The 20,010-nt window shown below is 57.5% G+C and carries 27 protein-coding genes and 1 pseudogene; 27 read left to right on the forward strand and 1 reads right to left on the reverse strand.

Annotation, left to right across the window (positions count from 1 at the left end):
- The first annotated feature begins 4 nt into the window (after positions 1–4).
- From IAI53_RS07225 to IAI53_RS07335, 23 genes and pseudogenes are all read left to right on the forward strand, one after another.
- Entirely contained in the window at positions 5–493 is a 489-nt protein-coding gene (locus IAI53_RS07225) for a DUF302 domain-containing protein (RefSeq protein WP_222948177.1), read from the forward strand.
- Between the two features lie 254 nt (positions 494–747).
- Entirely contained in the window at positions 748–1,044 is a 297-nt protein-coding gene (locus IAI53_RS07230) for a hypothetical protein (protein WP_187717437.1), read from the forward strand.
- 86 nt (positions 1,045–1,130) lie between these two features.
- Positions 1,131–1,463 (forward strand): membrane protein insertion efficiency factor YidD, encoded by a 333-nt coding sequence (gene yidD / locus IAI53_RS18780; protein WP_187717438.1) that lies wholly within the window; start codon positions 1,131–1,133, stop codon positions 1,461–1,463.
- Between the two features lie 112 nt (positions 1,464–1,575).
- On the forward strand, positions 1,576–2,163 hold the full coding sequence (locus IAI53_RS07240; RefSeq protein ID WP_187717439.1) for a DUF8453 domain-containing protein: 588 nt from the start codon (positions 1,576–1,578) through the stop codon (positions 2,161–2,163).
- 94 nt (positions 2,164–2,257) lie between these two features.
- Complete coding sequence (locus tag IAI53_RS07245) at positions 2,258–2,674, forward strand: hypothetical protein (RefSeq protein WP_187717440.1); 417 nt, start codon at positions 2,258–2,260, stop codon at positions 2,672–2,674.
- Between the two features lie 90 nt (positions 2,675–2,764).
- Positions 2,765–3,256 carry a hypothetical protein gene (locus tag IAI53_RS07250; protein WP_187717441.1) on the forward strand — a complete coding sequence of 164 codons (492 nt, stop codon included), beginning with the start codon at positions 2,765–2,767 and terminating at the stop codon, positions 3,254–3,256.
- Positions 3,257–3,268: 12 nt separating this feature from the next.
- Complete coding sequence (locus tag IAI53_RS07255; protein ID WP_187717442.1) at positions 3,269–3,673, forward strand: hypothetical protein; 405 nt, start codon at positions 3,269–3,271, stop codon at positions 3,671–3,673.
- Positions 3,674–3,769: 96 nt separating this feature from the next.
- On the forward strand, positions 3,770–4,156 hold the full coding sequence (locus tag IAI53_RS07260; RefSeq protein ID WP_187717443.1) for a hypothetical protein: 387 nt from the start codon (positions 3,770–3,772) through the stop codon (positions 4,154–4,156).
- Between the two features lie 108 nt (positions 4,157–4,264).
- Positions 4,265–4,822 (forward strand): hypothetical protein, encoded by a 558-nt coding sequence (locus tag IAI53_RS07265; protein WP_187717444.1) that lies wholly within the window; start codon positions 4,265–4,267, stop codon positions 4,820–4,822.
- A gap of 96 nt (positions 4,823–4,918) precedes the next feature.
- A complete protein-coding gene (locus IAI53_RS07270) occupies positions 4,919–5,341 on the forward strand; it encodes a DUF3010 family protein (protein ID WP_187717445.1) in 423 nt (140 codons plus the stop codon).
- Positions 5,338–6,432, forward strand: a complete 1,095-nt coding sequence (locus tag IAI53_RS07275) for a serine/threonine protein kinase (protein WP_187717446.1) — start codon at positions 5,338–5,340, stop codon at positions 6,430–6,432. Before IAI53_RS07270 ends, IAI53_RS07275 begins: the two co-directional genes overlap by 4 nt.
- 735 nt (positions 6,433–7,167) lie before the next feature.
- Positions 7,168–8,013, forward strand: a complete 846-nt coding sequence (locus tag IAI53_RS07280) for a hypothetical protein (protein ID WP_187717447.1) — start codon at positions 7,168–7,170, stop codon at positions 8,011–8,013.
- Positions 8,014–8,428: 415 nt separating this feature from the next.
- A complete protein-coding gene (locus IAI53_RS07285; protein ID WP_187717448.1) occupies positions 8,429–8,947 on the forward strand; it encodes a hypothetical protein in 519 nt (172 codons plus the stop codon).
- 57 nt (positions 8,948–9,004) lie between these two features.
- Positions 9,005–9,343: a hypothetical protein gene (locus IAI53_RS07290; RefSeq protein WP_222948178.1), complete on the forward strand. Its 339-nt coding sequence runs from the start codon at positions 9,005–9,007 to the stop codon at positions 9,341–9,343.
- A gap of 91 nt (positions 9,344–9,434) precedes the next feature.
- Positions 9,435–9,761, forward strand: coding sequence for a hypothetical protein (locus IAI53_RS07295; protein WP_187717450.1), 327 nt, complete (start codon positions 9,435–9,437; stop codon positions 9,759–9,761).
- A 60-nt stretch (positions 9,762–9,821) separates the two neighbouring features.
- Positions 9,822–10,151, forward strand: a complete 330-nt coding sequence (locus IAI53_RS07300) for a hypothetical protein (protein WP_187717451.1) — start codon at positions 9,822–9,824, stop codon at positions 10,149–10,151.
- Positions 10,152–10,231: 80 nt separating this feature from the next.
- On the forward strand, positions 10,232–11,101 hold the full coding sequence (locus IAI53_RS07305) for a transposase (protein ID WP_187717452.1): 870 nt from the start codon (positions 10,232–10,234) through the stop codon (positions 11,099–11,101).
- A 183-nt stretch (positions 11,102–11,284) separates the two neighbouring features.
- A complete protein-coding gene (locus tag IAI53_RS07310) occupies positions 11,285–11,599 on the forward strand; it encodes a hypothetical protein (protein WP_187717453.1) in 315 nt (104 codons plus the stop codon).
- Positions 11,600–12,289: 690 nt separating this feature from the next.
- Positions 12,290–12,526 carry an O-methyltransferase gene (locus IAI53_RS18735; RefSeq protein WP_187717454.1) on the forward strand — a complete coding sequence of 79 codons (237 nt, stop codon included), beginning with the start codon at positions 12,290–12,292 and terminating at the stop codon, positions 12,524–12,526.
- Positions 12,527–12,675: 149 nt separating this feature from the next.
- A complete protein-coding gene (locus IAI53_RS07320; protein WP_187717455.1) occupies positions 12,676–13,671 on the forward strand; it encodes an NAD(P)-dependent alcohol dehydrogenase in 996 nt (331 codons plus the stop codon).
- A complete protein-coding gene (locus tag IAI53_RS07325; protein WP_187717456.1) occupies positions 13,671–14,366 on the forward strand; it encodes an aspartate/glutamate racemase family protein in 696 nt (231 codons plus the stop codon). The genes IAI53_RS07320 and IAI53_RS07325 overlap by 1 nt, the downstream gene beginning before the upstream one ends.
- Before the next feature lie 250 nt (positions 14,367–14,616).
- Positions 14,617–14,826, forward strand: a pseudogene (locus IAI53_RS07330) (MAPEG family protein); the annotation flags it as partial.
- A gap of 449 nt (positions 14,827–15,275) precedes the next feature.
- Positions 15,276–15,731: a hypothetical protein gene (locus IAI53_RS07335; protein ID WP_187717458.1), complete on the forward strand. Its 456-nt coding sequence runs from the start codon at positions 15,276–15,278 to the stop codon at positions 15,729–15,731.
- A 108-nt stretch (positions 15,732–15,839) separates the two neighbouring features.
- On the opposite strand, the gene clpB is transcribed toward IAI53_RS07335, so the two are convergent.
- Positions 15,840–18,422: an ATP-dependent chaperone ClpB gene (gene clpB / locus IAI53_RS07340; RefSeq protein ID WP_187717459.1), complete on the reverse strand. Its 2,583-nt coding sequence runs from the start codon at positions 18,420–18,422 to the stop codon at positions 15,840–15,842.
- 180 nt (positions 18,423–18,602) lie between these two features.
- Here clpB and IAI53_RS07345 point away from each other — a divergent pair, with 180 nt between their 5' ends.
- From IAI53_RS07345 to arsC, 4 genes are all read left to right on the forward strand, one after another.
- Positions 18,603–18,890 (forward strand): DUF1330 domain-containing protein, encoded by a 288-nt coding sequence (locus IAI53_RS07345; RefSeq protein WP_187717460.1) that lies wholly within the window; start codon positions 18,603–18,605, stop codon positions 18,888–18,890.
- An 85-nt stretch (positions 18,891–18,975) separates the two neighbouring features.
- Complete coding sequence (locus tag IAI53_RS07350; protein ID WP_187717461.1) at positions 18,976–19,215, forward strand: AbrB/MazE/SpoVT family DNA-binding domain-containing protein; 240 nt, start codon at positions 18,976–18,978, stop codon at positions 19,213–19,215.
- Positions 19,212–19,646, forward strand: a complete 435-nt coding sequence (locus IAI53_RS07355) for a putative toxin-antitoxin system toxin component, PIN family (RefSeq protein ID WP_187717462.1) — start codon at positions 19,212–19,214, stop codon at positions 19,644–19,646. Before IAI53_RS07350 ends, IAI53_RS07355 begins: the two co-directional genes overlap by 4 nt.
- Before the next feature lie 7 nt (positions 19,647–19,653).
- Positions 19,654–20,004, forward strand: a complete 351-nt coding sequence (gene arsC, locus IAI53_RS07360; protein WP_187717463.1) for an arsenate reductase (glutaredoxin) — start codon at positions 19,654–19,656, stop codon at positions 20,002–20,004.
- The last annotated feature ends 6 nt before the right edge of the window (positions 20,005–20,010 follow it).

Below are 20,010 nucleotides of genomic sequence, written 5' to 3' on the forward strand. Positions count from 1 at the left end.
AGCGATGCTGAAGCACGCCGCCCGCCCACTGCGCCACCTCACCGCCGCCGCCCTGCTCGCCGCCTGCGGCGTGGCGGCCCAGGCGCAGGCGCAGATCGTCGAGCACGTGCTCCACCCCACCGACTTCGCCAGCGCCCGCACCGCGCTGGAAGACAGCATCGCCGCCGAAGGCCTCGCCCCGCCCACGGTCAGCGAATTCGGCAACATGCTCCAACGCACCGCCCCCACCCTCGGCCACCCGGCAGACACCTACCGCGAGGCGGTCATCTTCACCTTCTGCAGCGCCCACGTCGCCGGTCGCATGACCGCCGAAACCCCGCGCCACATCGCGCTGTGTCCGCTCAGCATGGCGCTCTACACACTGCCTGCAGAGCCCCGCCGGGTGCATCTCACTTACCGCTTGCCGGCCACCGCCACGCCAGGCGGCGAACTGGCCGAAGCCCTGCTCGCACGCATCGCGCGGCGCACCGCCGACACCCTCGGTCTGCACTGATCCGCTAGACGACCACCTCACATGTCTGCGGGATGGATGAATCCCGTTCGGATGTTGTATTGTTCATGCCATTCGAGATCGGCGTTTCGCAGGCAGTAGAACGATACCGAACGCGATAGGCGTCACAAAGGGTTCAACCCCGTACGCCGTGTCTCGTTAAATCCACTACTTGTGCAAGATTGAGGTGTTATCCGACATGACGCATAACGCCTTTACGCCGTCACTTGTCGTCTACTAAACGTTGGGGGGCTTGAATGCATAGCGCCGCGAAGAAAGTTGCAAAGTGGTACGGGGCTTGGGCTCTTGCGCTGCTCGCAATCGCCGCTCTCGGCAACTCCTTCAGTGGTCACGGCGAGTACGGCGTTTCCACCCATCTCTGGCTTACGATCACCGGCCTCCCACTCTCTCTTCTCTCGTGGCACGTCCAGAACGGCACCGTCCTGGGCGTTCTGGTCGCCGGTCTCATTGGCACAGCGCAATGGACTGCTGTCGCCGAGGCTAATGCCCGCTGGGAAGCATGGCGCCAAACACGAGAGGTGAAAAACCAATGATTTTTCTTGGCCTGCCCCCCAACCCAGCAGTCGAGCGGACCTGCGCAAAAAGCCGCGCTGTCCGCTCACTTCTACGTTAGAGCGCTATGGTTCTTCGCTACGCATTAGCCGGAGCAATCAGCGGATACCAAAGGCTCCTGTCTCCGCATAAAGGGTTTCGGTGTGCGCATCGTGCGCTTCATGGCGGCTGGTCTTGTTCTGAGTTTGGCCGCCGCGCAGTGCTTCGCTTCGGTGTGCTGCGGTTCCTGCTTCTTCAGCGCAGACGGTTTGTTCGTTGTGCTAGTGCGTACGCTGTGCTTCAGAACCACGCAGCTGAGCCCGAGACAGAATACAAAGACTTTCCGTGGAAACAGTGTCTCAAGAGCAAGGAGTTCGATTGTGCAGCTACTGGCTGTTGTTTCTGCTTTCCGTGGTGGTAATACACCGCGCTCTAACCCGCCGCTCCAGAGGGACGCTACGCCGGCAAGCCGGCTTCGCGCCCCTGAGCTAGCACGTTAGAGCTTTCTGACTGCTATGCCAACATTTCCAACGATGACAAATACCGACTGGCTGACACTTGCTCTTGTCCTCATCACAGCGTTCTATGCTTGGGCGACACTCCAAATCCTTCGTGCAAACCAAGCCATGGTTTCAACGATGAGAGAACAACAAAACGCTGCAATGCGCCCATACATACTCGTATCAACGAGCGTTAGAACAGGGACACAGCTTTTATATCTTTCTATCAAAAACGTGGGAAAAACAGCAGCTCTGAACTTGAAGCTATCCCTAGACAAAAGCTTTTACCAACTTGGCGAGAAACGTGAGGAGCGCAATATTGCCAACAGCGCTGCGTTTTCGCGTGCCATCGATAGCTTGCCACCCGACGGGCAACTCCTTTTTCTGTTGGGTAATGGGCCTACGCTTTACGGTGGCTCGAATACTGAAGAACTCTCTCCACTGCAATTTCAAGTTACCGCCAATTACACATCAGGCTCCGAGCCAATATCAGAGACTTCGATTGTTGATCTCCGTCCATACATCAACACAGACGTTCCGCATGACCCCATCGTCGAAGAACTCGGAAAGCTGCGTGAAGAATTCAAGAAGCTGTCCAAGGCACTGGAGAAAGCGCTCTAACATGGCACTCAACCTCGCTCCCTTCGGTCGCTGGACGCTGCGCGATAAAGCCGCGCAGCGCCGGTTAGCTCTACGTTAGGCATCTATGAGTTGCATGCTCCGAGCTGGTGGTGAAAATTTCAACGTAGATGGCTTCATCGCCAGCGTTCCGCTCCCCATTGATTCCCTATGGCGCAAGGGTGAGAGGCGCTTTCCGAACAGCACTAAAAATGAAAAAATCAATGAAACCTCGGGTATTCGAATCGTGGCCAGTGAAGCCAGCTTCTCCCAATTTCAGCGGCAAATCGAAGATGTAATTTCGTTCCTCCAAGCTAACCTTGAAAACGTAAAGCGCCTGAGTTCGTTCCCTGGGGTTGAGTGGTTGGCTCTTGATTTCGGGGCTGAAATATATCCGCCGGGTTGGTCCTCATTCACATTTCCGCCTGAATTGTTGTTTTTGTCAGGTCAGGCTGGCGTCTCTCTGTGTCTGTCGGTGTACCCAACCGAAAACGAGGTAGAAGCCGATGCCTAACATTCCGGTCAAGGTCGCTCCCTCCGGTCGCTGGACGCTGCGCGATAAAGCTCCGCGCAGCGCCCCTTACCTAAAACGTTGGGCCCCTAGATGAAAGCCCTTGCATTTGTGGCCGTTGTTGCCGCGCTAATTGTCGCGGGAGTGCTGATGCTCAAGAGTAGGTCCGCCAAGGCGGCACAACCCAATGCAGCAGGTTTCCCGCCAGAGGTCGTCAAACGCATCGAGCAGGAACGTATAGCACGTCAGCAAGTGCAAGCTGCTGACCCAGAATTCTTTGCCGCCGTGTCGAAGCTGATGTTTGAGCACGATCCAATTTCAATCAACTTTGGCGAAAACACTGACGAATATGAGGCCGAGGCGGGGAGCGTACTTCCGCGGCTAAAGAGTTGTGCGTCCGCCGACGATGTAACCACCATTGTTCACGAGGAGTTTCAACGCTGGTTTGGCAAAGACACTGCCGGCGACCGCAGTCATTACGCCAGCCTTGCAAAAGACATCTGGGGTCTCTGGCAGCGCCGGGGGCCCAACCCTGCGGTCGAGGGGACGCTGCGCGATAAAGCCGCGCAGCGCCCCTCACCTTGAACGTTAGGGCACATGAGCCTCGACTACTTCACCTCTCGTCTCGCACCGGTCGCATCCGTCGCGTACCAACGCAAGTTCGGCGTTTCCGGAACGGCCGCCGAATACATCATCGCCAGCGAGTTACTTCAGGGTGCATGGGAGTGCATCGAAAGATTGGAAGGGCACTTCCCGCAAGCCGCAGCGCTCAATGGCCAAGCTCAGTCCTTTGGCGCGCCAGTGAAAGCTGAGTTGCGTTGCATTGGCGACTTGTTGCGCTCGCCAGAGTCGCAAGATCTGGAGATATTGTCCTGGGCTGCACTACTGCAAAATCCAACATGGCAGAAACTGTCGTTACATGCACGTTTTGCGCTATCGGCACTCGGCTTCGACCTTACTGCATGGGAGCAATCTGAGGTTGGAGAGTACCGTGTGCCCTAACCATCGCTTCGAGAGGGACCGCCTGCAAGCTGCGCTTGCAGGTACCCTCCGCGGCTTCGCCGCTCCGGCGGCCCCTCAAGCTAAACGTTAGCCACCATGTCTGTTCAGCGTAACGTTGCCGAGCAAAACGCCGAAACCTTGTCCGAAATTCGCCACGCGGGGGGCCTCATGGCGGAAGGTGCCATTCAATGGCTTCCCAACATTCTGCGTAGCCACAATATAGAGCCAAGTCTTGGCGTCTTGGTTCGCGTGGCATCGGTGACAGAGCAAGAGGGTGAAAGCTATGGTTGTGTTTGGCTCACATCTTCAGGCCAGTTCTGGAAGATCGACGCTATGATTTCCCGGGAGAACGGTGAGGTGATTGAGCTCGAAAGCGTCGACGATATTTCCGCGGATATCGTCGTGTCGTCGCACTTGCGAGGCACCGGCAAATCGTTCGGTTTCTTGGCTCACCAAGTTCTCAGAGAGGTGCTTGGTGGCTAACCCTGGAGTCGAGCGGGACAGCCAACAAGCTGCGCTTGTTGGTTCCCTCCGTGCTTCGCACTCCGGCTGCCCCTCACTTCCACGTTATGCGTCTTGGAGCGTTTGCCTGTGAGTAATGACGTAATTTTCTGGACTCAAATCGCGTCAATTGTGGCCTTTGTATTTTCGGTCTTCGGGCTTTACCGCCTCCTCGTAGATCAAAAAGACGCCACGATTCAATTGCTAAAAGAAACGGTCAACACGCTGAAAGACCAGTTGGCCGAAGCACGTAATTCCACGCCTGACGTTCTTGCTCAGTCATTGTCCGGGCGGGTCAAATTGCTCGAAGGCGAGTTGGAACGCCTCTCACAGGACAAGAACGCAAATCAAGAGCTCGTGCACCGCAAAGAAGAGGAACTACGTGCAACTCGCCAAAAAGCTGAAGAACTTACAAAGCAAGTTTCGCTTGCGCGAGAGCTGCTAAATGACTTCCTTTGCCCACACTGCGGCTCTGCTCTAACCGCCCGCGAGTTTCATTCTGAATCGGTTGAATACCAAGGGCGCGAACTGGACGTTGACCACGAATATTCAGAATACGAGTGCGGCTACTCTGTCCTAGACGGAAAGCCTCACAGTCCGTGTGCATCAGGTCAAGGGCGAAACGCCAGTGCAATCACAAACGCATAACACTACGGTCGAGGCGCGGCTTCGCCGCTGGGACGCCGTGCCGGCGATGCCGGCCCGTCGCCCCTCACCTTCACGTTATGCCTTTACGGAGCCAATATGAAAGTTTGCGGCGTTGATATCAAAGGTAGCGAGGCAATCCTAGCCGTTGCGCACCTAGCAAAAGGCCAGCTAAGCCATATTGCGACCGATACAAAGAAGATCGCTCTGGCTGATGATGATGAGTCAGCCAACGTCAAATCCTTCTTTGAATTGGTTGCCGGCTTTATTCGAGACAATGGCATCAAACATATGGCCATCAAGAAGCGTGGGAAGAAGGGTGAATACGCAGGTGGCCCCACCACATTCAAGATCGAAGGTCTACTCCAAATGCTTGGTAACTGCGACGTGACATTGGTTTCTCCGCAAACAATCGGTGCACACGTAAAGAAGCACGCCTTTGTTATGCCGGCTACGCTGAACAAGTATCAACATGACGCCTACTGCACCGCTTGCACCGCAATTCTGAAGGCATCCGAGTGAGCGCACTGTGTATAGAAGGCACCAGTGCGCCGCCTGAGATCAAAAAGGCGTTACGCGAGTTATCGAAAAATATTGCCTTCACAAAAGAGGACATCAAGGCGTCAAACGGTTATGTTTTCTTCGGCACCAATCGGATAACGGAAAAAAGTGTCGCAGTAAAGTTCTATTACTGGGGAGGCAAAGCAGAGTTCCACGCTGAACCGAAACAACTAGCCCAGATTGAAGCCGACAGTGTTCTAAAGATTCACGATGCAGCACTCTTAGACGCCAAATGGGCGTATTTCGTTACTCCCAACTGTACAAACGGTGACTTGGACGAAGTACTTGAGGCTACGTCGCTGGGGAACCTGGCAGCGATCGATTACACGTACCAGATTCTCTCTGGCCTAAGCCATCTGCATGCGAAGCGATTCATTCACCGCGACATCAAGCCTGCAAACATCTACATCTCAGATGACAACAAGGCAGTGATCGGTGATTTTGGGTCCGTAAAGCGAATTCCGGAAGGCGCATCATCGATTCCCGCTTCCAGTCATTCCCTTCTATATCGTCCTCCAGAAAGCATTACCAAGAACTCGTATGGTGTCGTTGGCGATATCTACCAAGCAGGCATAGTTCTGTATCAGCTTCTTGGAGGACCACTTCCTTACGACAGCCGTGCTTGGCTCTCACGTAGGGAAATCGAACACTATGAGTCGATTACGTTGCCGAACGACCAGCGAGAGTTTGTTGACCAATGCATTCGTTCCCGAATCGTCTCAGGCAAAGTGCTAAGTCTCTCGGCATTGCCTCCCTGGGTTCCACCCAATTTGAAGCGACTTATACGAAAAGCGTGCCATCTGGAAAGTGCACAGCGTTTTGGCAATGCGTCTTCCTTCATGGCGAAGCTGCATGACCTTCGGCCATCGATACTGGACTGGCAGATCGTCGATGGCGTCCCCGTCCTGAATGGAGTAATTAGTTATCGGATAGTCGAGACGCCAAATGGCCTTGGTGTTCAAAAACGCGTCAAAGGTGATTGGAGATACGACAATGGCTTCGAGGGGGTGACAATGGAGGAGCTAGTTGATGAAATATCGCAGCGGGCATAACCCGGCGGTCCATCCCGAAGTGACATCCTGAAACCTATAGTCATGTCAAATCAAATACTGTCCGAGAGCTTTGGGTTTATTAGCGCCCCAAAAACAGAAGAGGAAAGAAGCTGGCAATGTCGCTTCGTTAGCGAGGTTGAGTCAGAAACCGTGAGGGGAGCCGTCTTAAACATCACGTCGTTCATCGACGAACTTCTCATCAAGTTGTTGCAAAGTTTCTTCCCGAATGAGAACAAAGCAACAGACCTTCTATCTTCCCTTGATAGTTGCATGAGTACATTAATGCATCGCGCCAATGTGGCTCACGCATTGGCCCTGATCCGAGACAGCGAATTCGAGGCAATTAGAGTAGTCGCAAGAATCAGGAATGAGTTTGCCCACAAGTGGGATGGTTCCAACTTTGAGAGCCATGAAATATCTAAACTAGTCCGGAAGATTCCGAAGCAGTACTTTGAGCATCTCGATGGAACGAATAGGGCAAAGTTTATGTTCATCTGCTCACAACTAATTCAAGAGCTTCTGGACCGACATCATTATGCAGCCCGTCTTAGAAAAGGGCTTCCAGAAAGGTATAGGGACAACTTTGATCTTTCGTTGGAAGAACGGCAGAGGCTGCTACGGCCATGACGGCGCATAACATGGCGCTCAACCTCGCTCCCTTCGGTCGCTGGACGCTGCGCCATAAAGCGGCGCAGCGCCGGTTAGCTCTACGTTATGCCTCAACAAGGAAAACACATGGATCAAGAAAAGGGTAAAGCAGGTTTGTGGGATTGGGTCAAAGCAATTTCTACCATCGTCTTGGTCGCTGTGTGCGCATACAAAATCTATTCGACACCGACCACATTGACCGTGGATTTTCCTACGCTGCTGTCTCTCCTCTTAGCTCTATTCTCAGTTGGATTAGCCGCTCTTTTCTATTTCAAGGCAACAGAAACAAGCAATACCTTCTATGACAACACCTACAAGTTCACGAAAGATATTGCCGAGTTACTAGTAAAAATCGAGAGTGGCTTTGGGGAGCGCCTGAGGAATCTTGATGAAGGCTATTCATCAATGCGTACCTACTTGCAGAATATTCCTACCAAGCAAAACGATGCCGTCGAAAAAACAAAACAAAAGCTTGAGACAGAGCAACAAGAAATTGAAAAGGTTCTCGCCGAAAGAAATGAGATTGTTCAGCACTTAGTAGAACGATCGCACCTTCAAGAGGAAGAAAAGGAGAAAGTTCTAGCGCAACTCAAAGCGAAGGAGGATGAGTTGGCTGAAGCGCAACGGGAGGTATCGAAACTAAACAAGCGGCTGTTTATGGAGCGAATGGAAAAGAAGCGGGAACGAAATAATCCGCTTGATGATAGAGGAATGGCCGACTTTACTCAGTCCCATGTCGTGGAAAAGATTGGGCTAGAGAGAATCCTTGCGGGCAGCCATTCAACTCTTCGGAGAGAGTTTGACGATATTGCCAATCGCTTGCCACGGCAGTACTTGGACGACCTAGAACGGCATGGGCTATTTGATAGTGGCTTAACCCAATCGGGTGCGCGTTTTTTGCGGGAACTCGCAATGAAGCACCACAATGCATAACATGGCGCTCAACCTCGCTCCCTTCGGTCGCTGGACGCTGCGCGATAAAACCGCGCAGCGCCGGTTAGCTCTACGTTAGCTCTACTTAACTCACGCCTATGTACGCACTGAAAGTCACGGTAAATGATGGTCCGCCGGTCATCGGCGGCACCGAGGATCTTGGCGTTCTCTCCGCAATACTTACCTGTGCGGGAAAGCTTGGTTCTCAATCCCATCCGTCCCGAGACGATGAAACTCAGGATTTCACTTTTCGTCTTGGCGGCCTTACTTCGCGTGGTCCCGGTGCTAGCGACGAACATCTAGGGTGGCTGTCGCTTTGGGAACTAAAAGTCGGAGACAAAATTACGGTCGAGATTGCCGGCGATGCCAGCCCGTCGCCCCTCAATTCCACGTTAGGGCACACAGGGAGATAATCGTGAGCCGAGAAGATTTTGTCGCAGTAGCTGTCCGACTATTCGCCATCTACCTATTGATAGGCATTCTTAAGCACGTACCGGGCGCAGTTCAGCTCTTTTCGCAACCGCAAGGGATTGGTTGGGCCATCGCTTATGTAGTGATGCTTTCTATTGCTCTGCTCGTTTGCGCCCTGCTCTGGCGTTTCCCGGTTACGGTGGCACGGAATTTCCTTCCAGTCATGCGTGAACCGCGCTCTGAGCGCTCCCTCGATTCTTCAGTGGCGATGTCCGTTGGCTTAACCTTGATTGGCGTTTGGGTGATGGCTTACGGCATCAGTGATGCAATCTACTGGCTTACCTTGTTTGCGCGTTCAAGGCAGATCGGCGTCGGTGTTCTTGAGTGGCAGCCTGACCAGATCGCTGACATGGCCGCCACCGCCGTTGAGCTTGCTCTGGCAACCTGGCTCATCTTTGGCAGCACTGGCATCAAGCGGCTGATCTATAGGTACAGATTCGAGGAGCCGCCGGGTGCCCCCTAACAATCCATTCAAGCCGACGCCGCTCCGCGGCGCGGTTTAAATCCACCGTTGGGCGTCATGGTGAATAGCGATATGGACGATTGGCAGCCGTACTTCGACGACGAAGAGGCTAAAGCCCTCATCGGCAAACATCTTCTCGTTGGCGTAACACACCGCAATCATGCTGACGAGATCATCGGCATGGAGCAGTTTCACGGAGAAATTGTTCGTGCTACACGAGACGAGGGGATTGTTCTCCGTCTCGAAGCCTCCGGCGAAGAGCGTCTGTTGCCGCCAGATCTGTCGCGCCTCGAACAAGCAGCCCCTGGCAATTTCAGGCTCAAGGCGTCGGGCGAGGTGGTTGAAAACCCGGACTTTGTTTCTACTTGGACGGTGTACCCACCTAAGGAACATTAATGCTTCAAAGTTCGCCGCCCAACAAAGCGCTCCAGCCGACCTGCAGAATGCGATGCATTTCGCGGTCGGCTGAGCTATGTCGTTATGTGCCATGAAAAATAACCAGCTCACGAAGGGCAACCAACGACGCGTCATGTACATCGAAAACAAAGATGGAGAAATTGACGGCGCAGCAGCAAGGATTGGGTGGCTCGAGTTTTCAAAGTCAGGCCTTAGTGTCTATTACCGGGGAAGAACGCTGTCCAGAGCAAAAGGTAGTGGCGTGGCAGGCAACCACTTTGACGCAGAAACCGGCGAAGAATACTGGATATCCGGGATTAAAAAGAAAGGCTCCAATACACATTGGGCCGAATCAGTGAAGGTGGTTGTTGATGAAGACGCCAAAGATGAATATCAACGAATCAAAGAAAGCATATAACACGGCGCTCCAGCCGATGTCGGCCCTGTCGGGCCTCCTCGGCTGAGTTCGGCGTTAGGCATGTATATGCTCGGAATTGAAACCGCAGCGAACTGGATTGCCATATCTGCCAATGTTGGTATTGCAGTCTACATTTTAGCTAAGGTTCATCGATTATCGGGTTTGCTATTAGTCGCCTGGTTCACGGCCCTTGCAATTCAGTTTGTATTGTTAACTGAGACATCAGAGATCATCAAATTCGAAATAGCTAACGGGGAAGCAATTTTGATTGCTCCGTTATGGTACAAAATATTTATTGCAGCGCGCTCAATTCTGGCTTTACTGTCACCAGTCGCTTTATATCTCTTAGCCACGCAAGCCTTGGCTTCAAAGGATAGAACAAATGACTGACAGGTTGATGCAGAACCCAGCGAACGAACCAGAAAGTCATTTGTCATAGAAACATTCCCAGAACTCCAGTCCTGACGGCGATGCGCGGCCAACTCGACCCCCAGTCCTCGATGTTCCATTACTTCTCTCACGAGTCGCGCGTGCCGGCGGACCATCCGCTGCGGCGGGTGAAGAAGCTCGCCGATCGGGCGCTCGCTGCCATTTCGGCGGACCTGAATGCGCTGTATTCGAGTGTTGGGCGCCCGTCGATCCCGCCCGAGCCCCTGCTCAAGGGCCAATTGCTGATCGCGCTGTACACGATTCGCTCGGACCGGCAGTTTTGCGAGCAGCTCGACTACAACATCCTCTTTCACTGGTTTCTCGACATGAACCTGGAGAGCGCCAGCCTCGATCGGTCGAACTTCAGCCGATTGCGCGAACGCCTGGTGGCCACCGACGTGGCGCGGCGCTCTTTCGATGAAGTGGTGTGCCTCGCCCGCCGGCAGCAACTGTTGTCTTCGGACCATTTCACGGTCGACGGCACGCTGATCGACGCCTGGGCCTCGTTCAAGAGCTTCAGGCGCAAAGACGGCGAGCCGCCGAAGGATGGCGGCGACGGCACCGGAATGGTCGACTTCAAGGGCGAGAAGCGCGCCACCGACAAGGGTTACCACGTAAAGGACTTCGTGGGGCATCTGCGAGAGCACCGAATCCGTCAGCGCATTGCGCGCGTTGAGGGGCGCAAGACACCAGGGCTCGACAGGCGCACTACGCGGACCGAGGCTTACCAGATCAGCCAACGCAAGCGCAAACGGGTGGAAGAAATCTTCGGCTGGCTCAAGACGGTCGGAGGAATGCGCAAGAGCCGATTCATCGGACAGGCGAAGACCCAGATGGCGGCCTTCATTTCCGGCGCCGAATACAACCTACTGAGGATCGCAGAATTGAGCGGCTCGGAGGTGAAGGCGTGAACCGGGGGGCGAAAAGGGCCGACGCGGTGCACGCCGGCAACCGCATCGGCAATTCGAAGCGAATTGAGAATCCAATCCCTGCGAAGAAGTCGCCATGAGAATCAAACCGAACAACCCCGCCGGTGCCATTTCGACCGGTTTTGCATCACCCTTTTAGGGATATGGACCCTCATCTCTGAACACATGAAGAGCCAAGAAAAGAAATATTCTTCTAAAAATTTCTGGTTTATCCTTGCCGCCATCATCTCTGTAGGCTGCCTTTGGCTTTTAATTGATAGACCTGTCTCCCAAGACCTTGTCAGGGCCGTAGTAACCCAAGGCGTCTGGAAGATTCAACGTTACAGCAACACCACCTATCAAGGTGTCGCAAGAGTAGAGGACGGTGCCACTATTCACTTCACAACCTATCGCTCCGTCCCGGTTGGCACACAGATTTATGTTTATCGTTATCGCCGGCCCATCAGCGGGATAACCACCTATGCGTACAATGGTCCTTAACACCCCTTGCCTGCACTTTGAATCGACTTTTCTTCATGTGCGTCCTCGTCTCGCCTGACGGACTATACAGCTTCGCGTGCTACGGCTCAGTTTGGGCAGCTCAGCATGAGCAGCATCGCAGCTCTAACACAGGGCTCCAAATGGACGCCAATGCCGCTGCGCTCTATTGATACTCTTTATCTCCGCGATGAATAAGCTGGCACTGATCACTCTGTACATTGTCTCGATTGTCCTAGCATTTCTTGCAGGAGGTCAGCTGTCGTACAAGCACAGCCTTGAAGGATTCAGCGTTGCTCTTGACGAAACCCAAGCCATGCTTTGGTTCAATCATTTACTTCAGTTCCGTGAAATTGAGGCAGATCTTGAAATTAGGGGATGCGAAGAGGTCGCTCTTGAGAAAACCAGGATTGCGATTGATGGTGAATTGAGACTACTGTCGTCGTTCCATCAAGAATATCCAGACTCCTCTCTTAACAAGTACATCACAGACAGAGATGCCAAGTTGCTTGATCAACTCAAGAGCTTCACGAGCAAGTATGGTGACTCATGGACAGTACCTCAGTGTCGAACGGTAAATACGTGCGCAAACTAACCCCAACCCGACGCTCATCCGTACAGTGCTTGCTGGTTCCCTCCGCGCTTCGAGCGCCGGCGGCCGGATAGCTTTATGCTGGACGTCAGGAGAGTAAGGTGACCGATTCCCCAAAGAAGCTGTTACTCGAACTCGAGCGGTTTGGCCTGAAAAACGATGGCGGCATCGTCGATCGGCCTCGGCGCATGCTGAACATCACCCGAGACACCGGAGAGTTTCTTTCGGTGCTCGTGCAGGCCATGAATGCTCAACGTGTGCTTGGGATAAGCACCTCCAACGGCTACTCGACTCTCTGGCTTGCTATGGCGGCAAAGGCTACCTGTCGGAAATGGTGAATTTCTGGCCACGCGGCTTTCTCCGTAGCCATACCGCCCAACCCGTCATTTCACCGGACGTCCGCAAAGCGCCGCGCTGGCCCGGATCCTTCAGACGTGGGCCAACGCGAAAGCGCGCGGGTCAAAGTAACTTTCGAAGGCGATAGCGCATGAAAGGAATCGTGTATGAAAGATACGGACCGCCCGAAGTACTTCAGTTGAGGGAAGTCGAAAAGCCCGCCCCCAAGAACAACGAAGTCCTGATAAGAACGCATGCCGCAACGGTCACATCCGGGGACTGCCGTGTGCGGAGTCTCAATGTCCCCTCCGGTTTCAGACTCCTCACACGTTTGGCGTTTGGAATCTCACGGCCAAAGCAACCCATACTGGGGTCGGAGTTGGCTGGGGTGATTGATGCGGTCGGCAAGGACGTAAGCAGATTCAAGCCTAGTGACGAGGTTTTCGCTTCCAGCGACACCGCCATGGGTTGCCATGCGGAGTACAAGTGCATGGCCGAAGACGGGGCTGTGGCTCCCAAACCGTCCACTCTGACTTTTGAAGAAGCCGCAGCGCTGTCTTCTGGTGGGACAACGGCCTTGGATTTTCTCAGAAGAGCCAAAGTTCAGCGCGGAGAAAGCGTGCTCGTCATTGGCGCATCCGGCGCGGTGGGCGCTGCGGCGGTGCAGCTTGCCAGGCATTTCGGGGCAATTGTCACCGGGGTATGCAGTACCGCGAACGTGGAGCTGGTGAGGTCTCTGGGCACCACACAGGTCATCGACTACACCCGGCAGGATTTCACCCGAGATGGCGAGATCTACGATGTCATTGTCGATACCGTCGGTACGACGCCGATCTCCCGCCGCGTGGCGTCGTTGAAGGATGGCGGACGCCTTCTGATGATTGTGGCCGGGCTGCCGGACATGCTCCGTGGTTTGTGGGTGTCGATGACGAGCGGCAAGAAAGTCATCGCCGGGCCGGCCACGGTGCGCGTTGCGGATTTGCAGCTTCTTGCGGAGCTGGCCGAAGCGGGAGAATTCAAGCCGGTCATCGATCGGCGCTATCCGTTCGAACAGACGGCCGAGGCGCACCGCTACGTCGACACCGGCCGCAAGAAAGGAAATGTCGTCATCACTTTCGAGCTTGGCGCTCGAACACCGGAGCCTTAATGAAAACCATCGGCCTGATCGGCGGCATGAGCTGGGAATCAACCATTCCCTACTATCGGCAAATCAACGAGACCATCAAGGCGCGCCTCGGCGGATTGCATTCGGCCAGGATCGTGCTCTACAGCGTGGACTTCCACGAGATCGAGCGGCTTCAACATACTGGAAACTGGGAAGCCGCCGGCGCCATGCTGGCCGATGCGGCGCGCGCGCTCGAAGGGGCCGGCGCGGCATTCCTGGTCTTGTGCACCAACACCATGCACAAGGTCGCGCCGAGCATTGAAGCCGCCGTCCGCATTCCGCTGCTTCACATCGCCGACCCCACGGCGGCCGAGATCAAGCGGGCGGGCCATTCATGCGTTGGCCTGCTCGGCACGCGATTCACCATGGAGCAGGATTTCTACCGCACCCGGCTGAGTGAGCGCCACGGCCTGCAAGTCATCGTGCCGGACCAGGAAGACCGCGAGACCATTCACCGCATCATTTTCGAAGAGTTGTGCCTGGGGGTCATCAAGCCCGAATCCCGCAGCGCGTATCGAACGGTCATGGGCAAGCTTGCAGCCCAGGGCGCGGAGGCCATCATTCTTGGGTGCACCGAGATATCGCTGCTGGTGGATCAGCAGGATTCCGACGTGCCGCTGTTCGATACCACGGCGATCCACGCGCGCATGGCCGCCGAAGCGGCGCTTGCCTCCTGACGCCCAACCCCGAATCGCCAGACCTGCACTGCAGATTCGGGGCAGCGCATCGCAACCTATCCATTTCACTTTTTTGCGCCCGCCATGACTTCAACTGACCACTCAAGTTACAAGGTTTCGGTAATGCCCCCGAGGAGGTGTGCACGGCGATTTCGTGGGCGCAAGAGGAAGGCTGGAACCCGGGGCATGGTGATGCGGCCGCTTTCTACGCGGCGGATGCGAGCGGCTTTCTGGCAGGGAGGCGCCGGTTCTTTTCTACGCTTGCGTGCTCATTGCCCACGTAACGGGCACCGTGTCGCAGCTGGCGGTCTACCTTGCCTGGGCGTACGTGGGCTTGCGCGTTGCGCACAGCCTGATCTTTTTCATCTACAACCACCTGATCCTCCGGTTCGCGGTCTTTGCGACCAGCAATCTCGTCTTGCTGGTGCTCATTCTTTACACCGCCGCGCCGCTGCTGTGAGCCGCTGACGGCGTACGGTCTCCGCCCTGCCCGGTTTACCGCAAGGGTGAGCATGAGCCGGCTGCACGCCGCCAGCATGCGGGTGGCAGAAAGAGTGCCGCAGGACAAGTGCCAGGTGGCTATGCGGTAGAGTTCGCACCCATTCGCCATATGAACTGGCACCGGTCGCCTTGTCCAGCCACGCGGGCGCTCGTTGTGTGTTGCTCACGGTGCGCTGCCCGCCGGCGCCGCACTGCTTTGACACCGCCTGCCCCTGGCCAGTCGCTATTTTTCCGTTGGAGAACCGGGTCAAAACACATCATCGCTCACGCGTTCATGCGTTTTATCCACCCTCCGCCCAACACCCGAACGACTGGGTCCGCAGCACAACGCTCCGGTGCCGGTTGTTTAATCACCTGCCTTGAGAGTCGGCCAAAAGGAAACCTATGAAACCTCGCCAAGTATCGCTCATGACCGTTGCTGCCTTCGTTGCCACCGTCTTCGGTACGAGCAGCCACGCACAGCAGAGCTATTCGGACGCCCAGCTGCATGGCAACTGGAACTGCAAGCTTTCCGCCGAGGAAAATGGCACCCGGATTCAGCTTGAATACATTGCGAGTTATGCGCGCGACGGCAAGTCGAACAATTTCGGCACGCTCAAGCTCAAGGCTGCCAACGCGCCAGAGATGGTGTACTCGACCGCCTCCAGCGCCAAGTGGAAGCTCAAGGGCCGTTCCATTGAAGAAACCATCGAGGACACCAGGATCTCCAGCATTAGCCATCCTGAGTCCAGCAAGACGCCCAACCTGCCGGGACTCTTTCCGAAGAGCGGCACCAAGTCGTCGGAGATTCTTGAACTGAGTGCATCGACGATGAAGCTACGGTCGGGCACAGATGGGTCGGTCATCGCCTGCAGCAAGCGCTAGCGCGCTGCTCGGACTCCCTCTTCTTCGGACCGTTCGAAAACGAAAACCCCGGCTCAAGGCCGGGGTTTGTCTTTTGCTGAACCGGATCGGCGCTGATCCGGGGCGTACTTACTCTGCCCGCGCAAAGCTCAGCTTGCCGCCGGCCGCATCGACCTTGATGCAGTCCTTGGCGGCGAACTGTCCTTCCAGAATGGCCTTGGCGAGCGGGTTTTCGATGCGCTCCTGGATGGCGCGCTTCAGCGGCCGCGCACCGAACACAGGATCGAAGCCGGCAGAGGCGATCTCGGCCAGCGCGGCGTCGCTCACCTCCATGCTCATCTCCAGGCGTGCCAGGCGCTTTTCCAGGTACTTCAGCTGGATGCGGGCGATGCCGGCGATGTGCTTTTCGTCCAGCGCGTGGAAGACCACCACCTCGTCGATGCGGTTGATGAACTCGGGGCGGAAGTAGGTCTTCACCTCGGCCATCACCGCCAGCTTGATCACCCCGTAGTCGTCGCCGGCCATCTGCTGGATCATCTGGCTGCCCAGGTTGCTGGTCATGACGATGACGGTGTTCTTGAAGTCCACGGTGCGGCCCTGCCCGTCGGTCATGCGGCCGTCGTCGAGCACCTGCAGCAGCACGTTGAAGACGTCCGGGTGGGCCTTCTCGACCTCGTCGAAGAGGATCACGCTGTAGGGTTTGCGGCGCACCTGTTCGGTGAGATAGCCGCCTTCCTCGTAGCCGACGTAGCCCGGGGGCGCGCCGATCAGGCGGGCGACCGAGTGCTTCTCCATGAACTCGCTCATGTCGATGCGGATGAGGTGCTCTTCCGAATCGAAGAGGAATTCCGCCAGGGTCTTGCACAGCTCGGTCTTGCCCACGCCGGTGGGGCCGAGGAAGAGGAACGAACCATACGGCCGGTTCTCGTCGGAGAGCCCGGCGCGCGAGCGGCGGATGGCGTCCGACACCAGGCGCACCGCCTCGTCCTGCCCGACCACGCGGCCGTGCAGACGCTCTTCCATCTTCAAGAGCTTGTCGCGCTCGCCCTGCATCATCTTGCTCACCGGAATGCCGGTGGCGCGCGAGACGACTTCGGCGATCTCCTCGGCGCCGACCTGGGTGCGCAGCAGCTTGAACTGGCGCTCGCCGCTGCCAGCGGTTTCGGCGGCCTTCAGCTGCGCCTCCAGCTCCGGCAGCTTGCCGTACTGCAGCTCGGCGAGCTTGTCGAACTGGCCCTTGCGCTGCATTTCGGCCATCTGCGCGCGCAGCTTCTCGATCTCTTCCTTGATGTGCTGGCTGCCCTGCACGCTGGCCTTCTCGGAACGCCAGATCTCGTCCAGGTTGGCGTACTCGCGCTCCAGCTTGTCGATCTCGTCGCGGATCAGCAGCAGGCGCTTCTGCGAGGCCTCGTCGGTTTCGCGCTTCACCGCCTCCTGCTCGATCTTGAGCTGGATGAGGCGGCGTTCGAGCTTGTCCATCGACTCCGGCTTGGAGTCGATCTCCATCTTGATGCGCGCGGCGGCCTCGTCGATCAGGTCGATGGCCTTGTCCGGCAGGAAGCGGTCGGTGATGTAGCGGTGCGAGAGTTCCGCCGCGGCGACGATGGCCGGGTCGGTGATGTCCACGCCGTGGTGCACCTCGTACTTCTCCTGCAGGCCGCGCAGGATGGCGATGGTGGATTCCACCGTCGGTTCGTCCACCAGCACCTTCTGGAAGCGGCGCTCCAGTGCGGCGTCCTTTTCGATGTACTTGCGGTATTCGTCCAGCGTGGTGGCGCCGATGCAGTGCAGCTCGCCGCGCGCGAGCGCGGGCTTGAGCATGTTGCCGGCGTCCATCGCGCCTTCGGCCTTGCCGGCGCCCACCATGGTGTGGATTTCGTCGATGAAGACGATGATGCGCCCCTCTTCCTGGGCGATGTCCTTCAGCACCGCCTTCAGGCGTTCCTCGAACTCGCCGCGGTACTTGGCACCGGCCAGCAGCGCGGCCATGTCGAGCGAGAGCACCTTCTTGCCCTTGAGCGTCTCCGGCACCTCGTCATTGACGATGCGCTGGGCCAGGCCTTCGACGATGGCGGTCTTGCCCACGCCCGGCTCGCCGATCAGCACCGGGTTGTTCTTGGTGCGGCGCTGCAGGATCTGGATGGCGCGGCGGATTTCGTCGTCGCGGCCGATCACCGGGTCGAGCTTGCCCTGGCGGGCGCGCTCGGTGAGGTCCAGGCAATACTTCTTCAGCGCCTCGCGCTGGCTCTCGGCATCCTGGCTGCCGACGTTCTGCCCGCCGCGCACCGCATCCACCGCTGCCTCCAGCGCCTTGCGGGCAAGTCCGTGCTCCTTGAGCAGGCGGCCGGTCTCGCCCTTGTCGTCGGCCAGCGCCAGCAGGAACATCTCGCTGGCAATGAACTGGTCGCCGCGCTTCTGGGCTTCCTTGTCGGTCAGGTTGAGCAGGTTGGTCAGGTCACGCCCCACCTGCACCTCGCCGCCGTGGCCTTCCACCTTGGGCAGACGCTCGATGGCGCGCTGCAGCGCGGCCTTGAGCGGCGGCACGTTCACCCCGGCACGCTGCAGCAGCGAGACGGTGCCGCCGTCGTCCTGGCCGATCATCGCGGCCAGCAGGTGCAGCGGCTCGATGAACTGCTGGTCGTTGCCCACCGCGATGCTCTGCGCATCAGCGAGGGCCTGCTGGAACTTGGTGGTGAGCTTGTCGAAGCGCATGGCGGGCATTTCCTGAAGGATTGGACTGAGCTCTATGTGGGGTGGGTTTCGGTGCGTTCAAGGGGCCGATGATCCACCGTAGCCCGAATCGAGCACAGCGCAATCCTGGCGCGCCCTTCACCCGGCCCTGTTAGCCGCTAAACTGTGCGCTCCCGACAAACACCCGGTAGCAGGACGCACATGGCAGGCGCTTACGTGATTGGCCACATCACCGTGAAGGACGAGGACAAGTGGGCCGAGTACCGCAGCAAGGTGCCGGCCACGCTGCAGCCCTGGAACGCCGAACTGGTGATGCGCGGCAGCCTGGCCGCGGTGCTGGCCGGCGAGCACGCGCATGCCGACGTGGTGGTGATCCGTTTCCCCACGCTGGAAGCCGCGCAGGCCTGGTACGCATCCCCCGCCTACCAGGCGCTGATCCCGCTGCGCGAGGCGGCGGCCGATCTGGTACTGACCTGCCACACGGCCTGATTCGGCCGCTTGCACTGCGCCCGCTTGCCCGGGCAGGGGCGACAGACCTATAGTAAGGAATCCTTACCATCTACCGGAGGCGGACATGCTCGCCAAGATGACCGCAAAGAACCAGCTCACCCTGCCCAAGAGCGTGACCAAGGCCATCGGCCCGGTGGAGTATTTCGACATCGAGACGCGTGACGGACAGATCATCCTCACCCCGGTGCGCATCCAGCGCGCCGACGCCGTGCGCGCCAAGCTGGCGGCGCTGGAACTCGACGAGCAGGACATCCAGGACGCCGTGAGCTGGGCGCGCGAAGGAAGCGACCGGGCCGCTCAATGAGGCCGCCGCGCGTGGTGCTGGACACCAACCTGGTGCTCTCCGCGCTGGTGTTTGCCAACGGGCGCCTGAGCGCTCTGCGTCATGCCTGGCAGGCCGGGCGCTTCATCCCGCTGGTTTCCCGCCCCACCACCGCAGAACTGATGCGCGTGCTGGCCTACCCGAAGTTCCGCCTGAGCGCGGATGAACAGCAGGACCTGCTGGCCGACTACCTGCCGTGGTGCGAGACCGTCCGCATCCCGTCGCCGCCGCCCGCAACACCGCCTTGTCGCGACTGTTTCGACGAACCCTTCCTGCAACTGGCACTCGCCGGCCGCGCAGACTGCCTGGTTAGCGGGGACCGCGACCTGCTGGTCCTCGACGGCACCCTGCCCTGCCCAATCCTGACTGCCGATATCTTCCTGACACGCCATTGCACATCCGCCGAGGAATGAGCCGACCATGACCGCACCCGTCCGCATCTACCACAACCCGCGCTGCTCCAAGAGCCGTTCCGCCTGCACCATCCTGGCCGAGAAGGGTGTCGAGGCCGAAGTGATCGAGTACCTCAAGACCCCGCCCGACCGCGCCACGCTGAGCGCCCTGCTCGCCAAGCTGGGCCTGCGCGCCGAGGAACTGGTGCGCAAGGGCGAAGCCATCGTCAAGACCGAATACGCCGGCCGCACGATGAGCGACGAGGACTGGCTGGAAGCCATGCTCGCCCACCCCATCCTGATCGAGCGTCCCATCGTCGTGGTCGGCGAGCGCGCCGTGGTGGCCCGCCCGCCCGAGCGCGTGCTGGAACTGCTGTAAGGGGCC

Source organism: Thauera sedimentorum, assembly GCF_014489115.1.
Classification (GTDB): Bacteria; Pseudomonadota; Gammaproteobacteria; order Burkholderiales; family Rhodocyclaceae; genus Pseudothauera; species Pseudothauera sedimentorum.

Excerpts from the sequence above, each read along its gene's own strand:
- IAI53_RS07225 (WP_222948177.1), top strand. The coding sequence starts at position 5 with ATGCTGAAGCACGCCGCCCGCCCACTGCGCCACCTCACCGCCGCCGCC.
- IAI53_RS07230 (WP_187717437.1), top strand. The coding sequence starts at position 748 with ATGCATAGCGCCGCGAAGAAAGTTGCAAAGTGGTACGGGGCTTGGGCT.
- yidD (WP_187717438.1), top strand. The coding sequence starts at position 1,131 with ATGGTTCTTCGCTACGCATTAGCCGGAGCAATCAGCGGATACCAAAGG.
- IAI53_RS07240 (WP_187717439.1), top strand. The coding sequence starts at position 1,576 with ATGACAAATACCGACTGGCTGACACTTGCTCTTGTCCTCATCACAGCG.
- IAI53_RS07245 (WP_187717440.1), top strand. The coding sequence starts at position 2,258 with ATGCTCCGAGCTGGTGGTGAAAATTTCAACGTAGATGGCTTCATCGCC.
- IAI53_RS07250 (WP_187717441.1), top strand. The coding sequence starts at position 2,765 with ATGAAAGCCCTTGCATTTGTGGCCGTTGTTGCCGCGCTAATTGTCGCG.
- IAI53_RS07255 (WP_187717442.1), top strand. The coding sequence starts at position 3,269 with ATGAGCCTCGACTACTTCACCTCTCGTCTCGCACCGGTCGCATCCGTC.
- IAI53_RS07260 (WP_187717443.1), top strand. The coding sequence starts at position 3,770 with ATGTCTGTTCAGCGTAACGTTGCCGAGCAAAACGCCGAAACCTTGTCC.
- IAI53_RS07270 (WP_187717445.1), top strand. The coding sequence starts at position 4,919 with ATGAAAGTTTGCGGCGTTGATATCAAAGGTAGCGAGGCAATCCTAGCC.
- IAI53_RS07280 (WP_187717447.1), top strand. The coding sequence starts at position 7,168 with ATGGATCAAGAAAAGGGTAAAGCAGGTTTGTGGGATTGGGTCAAAGCA.
- IAI53_RS07290 (WP_222948178.1), top strand. The coding sequence starts at position 9,005 with ATGGTGAATAGCGATATGGACGATTGGCAGCCGTACTTCGACGACGAA.
- IAI53_RS07295 (WP_187717450.1), top strand. The coding sequence starts at position 9,435 with ATGAAAAATAACCAGCTCACGAAGGGCAACCAACGACGCGTCATGTAC.
- IAI53_RS07300 (WP_187717451.1), top strand. The coding sequence starts at position 9,822 with ATGTATATGCTCGGAATTGAAACCGCAGCGAACTGGATTGCCATATCT.
- IAI53_RS07305 (WP_187717452.1), top strand. The coding sequence starts at position 10,232 with ATGCGCGGCCAACTCGACCCCCAGTCCTCGATGTTCCATTACTTCTCT.
- IAI53_RS07310 (WP_187717453.1), top strand. The coding sequence starts at position 11,285 with ATGAAGAGCCAAGAAAAGAAATATTCTTCTAAAAATTTCTGGTTTATC.
- IAI53_RS07320 (WP_187717455.1), top strand. The coding sequence starts at position 12,676 with ATGAAAGGAATCGTGTATGAAAGATACGGACCGCCCGAAGTACTTCAG.
- IAI53_RS07325 (WP_187717456.1), top strand. The coding sequence starts at position 13,671 with ATGAAAACCATCGGCCTGATCGGCGGCATGAGCTGGGAATCAACCATT.
- IAI53_RS07335 (WP_187717458.1), top strand. The coding sequence starts at position 15,276 with ATGACCGTTGCTGCCTTCGTTGCCACCGTCTTCGGTACGAGCAGCCAC.
- clpB (WP_187717459.1), bottom strand. The coding sequence starts at position 18,422 with ATGCGCTTCGACAAGCTCACCACCAAGTTCCAGCAGGCCCTCGCTGAT.
- IAI53_RS07345 (WP_187717460.1), top strand. The coding sequence starts at position 18,603 with ATGGCAGGCGCTTACGTGATTGGCCACATCACCGTGAAGGACGAGGAC.
- IAI53_RS07350 (WP_187717461.1), top strand. The coding sequence starts at position 18,976 with ATGCTCGCCAAGATGACCGCAAAGAACCAGCTCACCCTGCCCAAGAGC.
- IAI53_RS07355 (WP_187717462.1), top strand. The coding sequence starts at position 19,212 with ATGAGGCCGCCGCGCGTGGTGCTGGACACCAACCTGGTGCTCTCCGCG.
- arsC (WP_187717463.1), top strand. The coding sequence starts at position 19,654 with ATGACCGCACCCGTCCGCATCTACCACAACCCGCGCTGCTCCAAGAGC.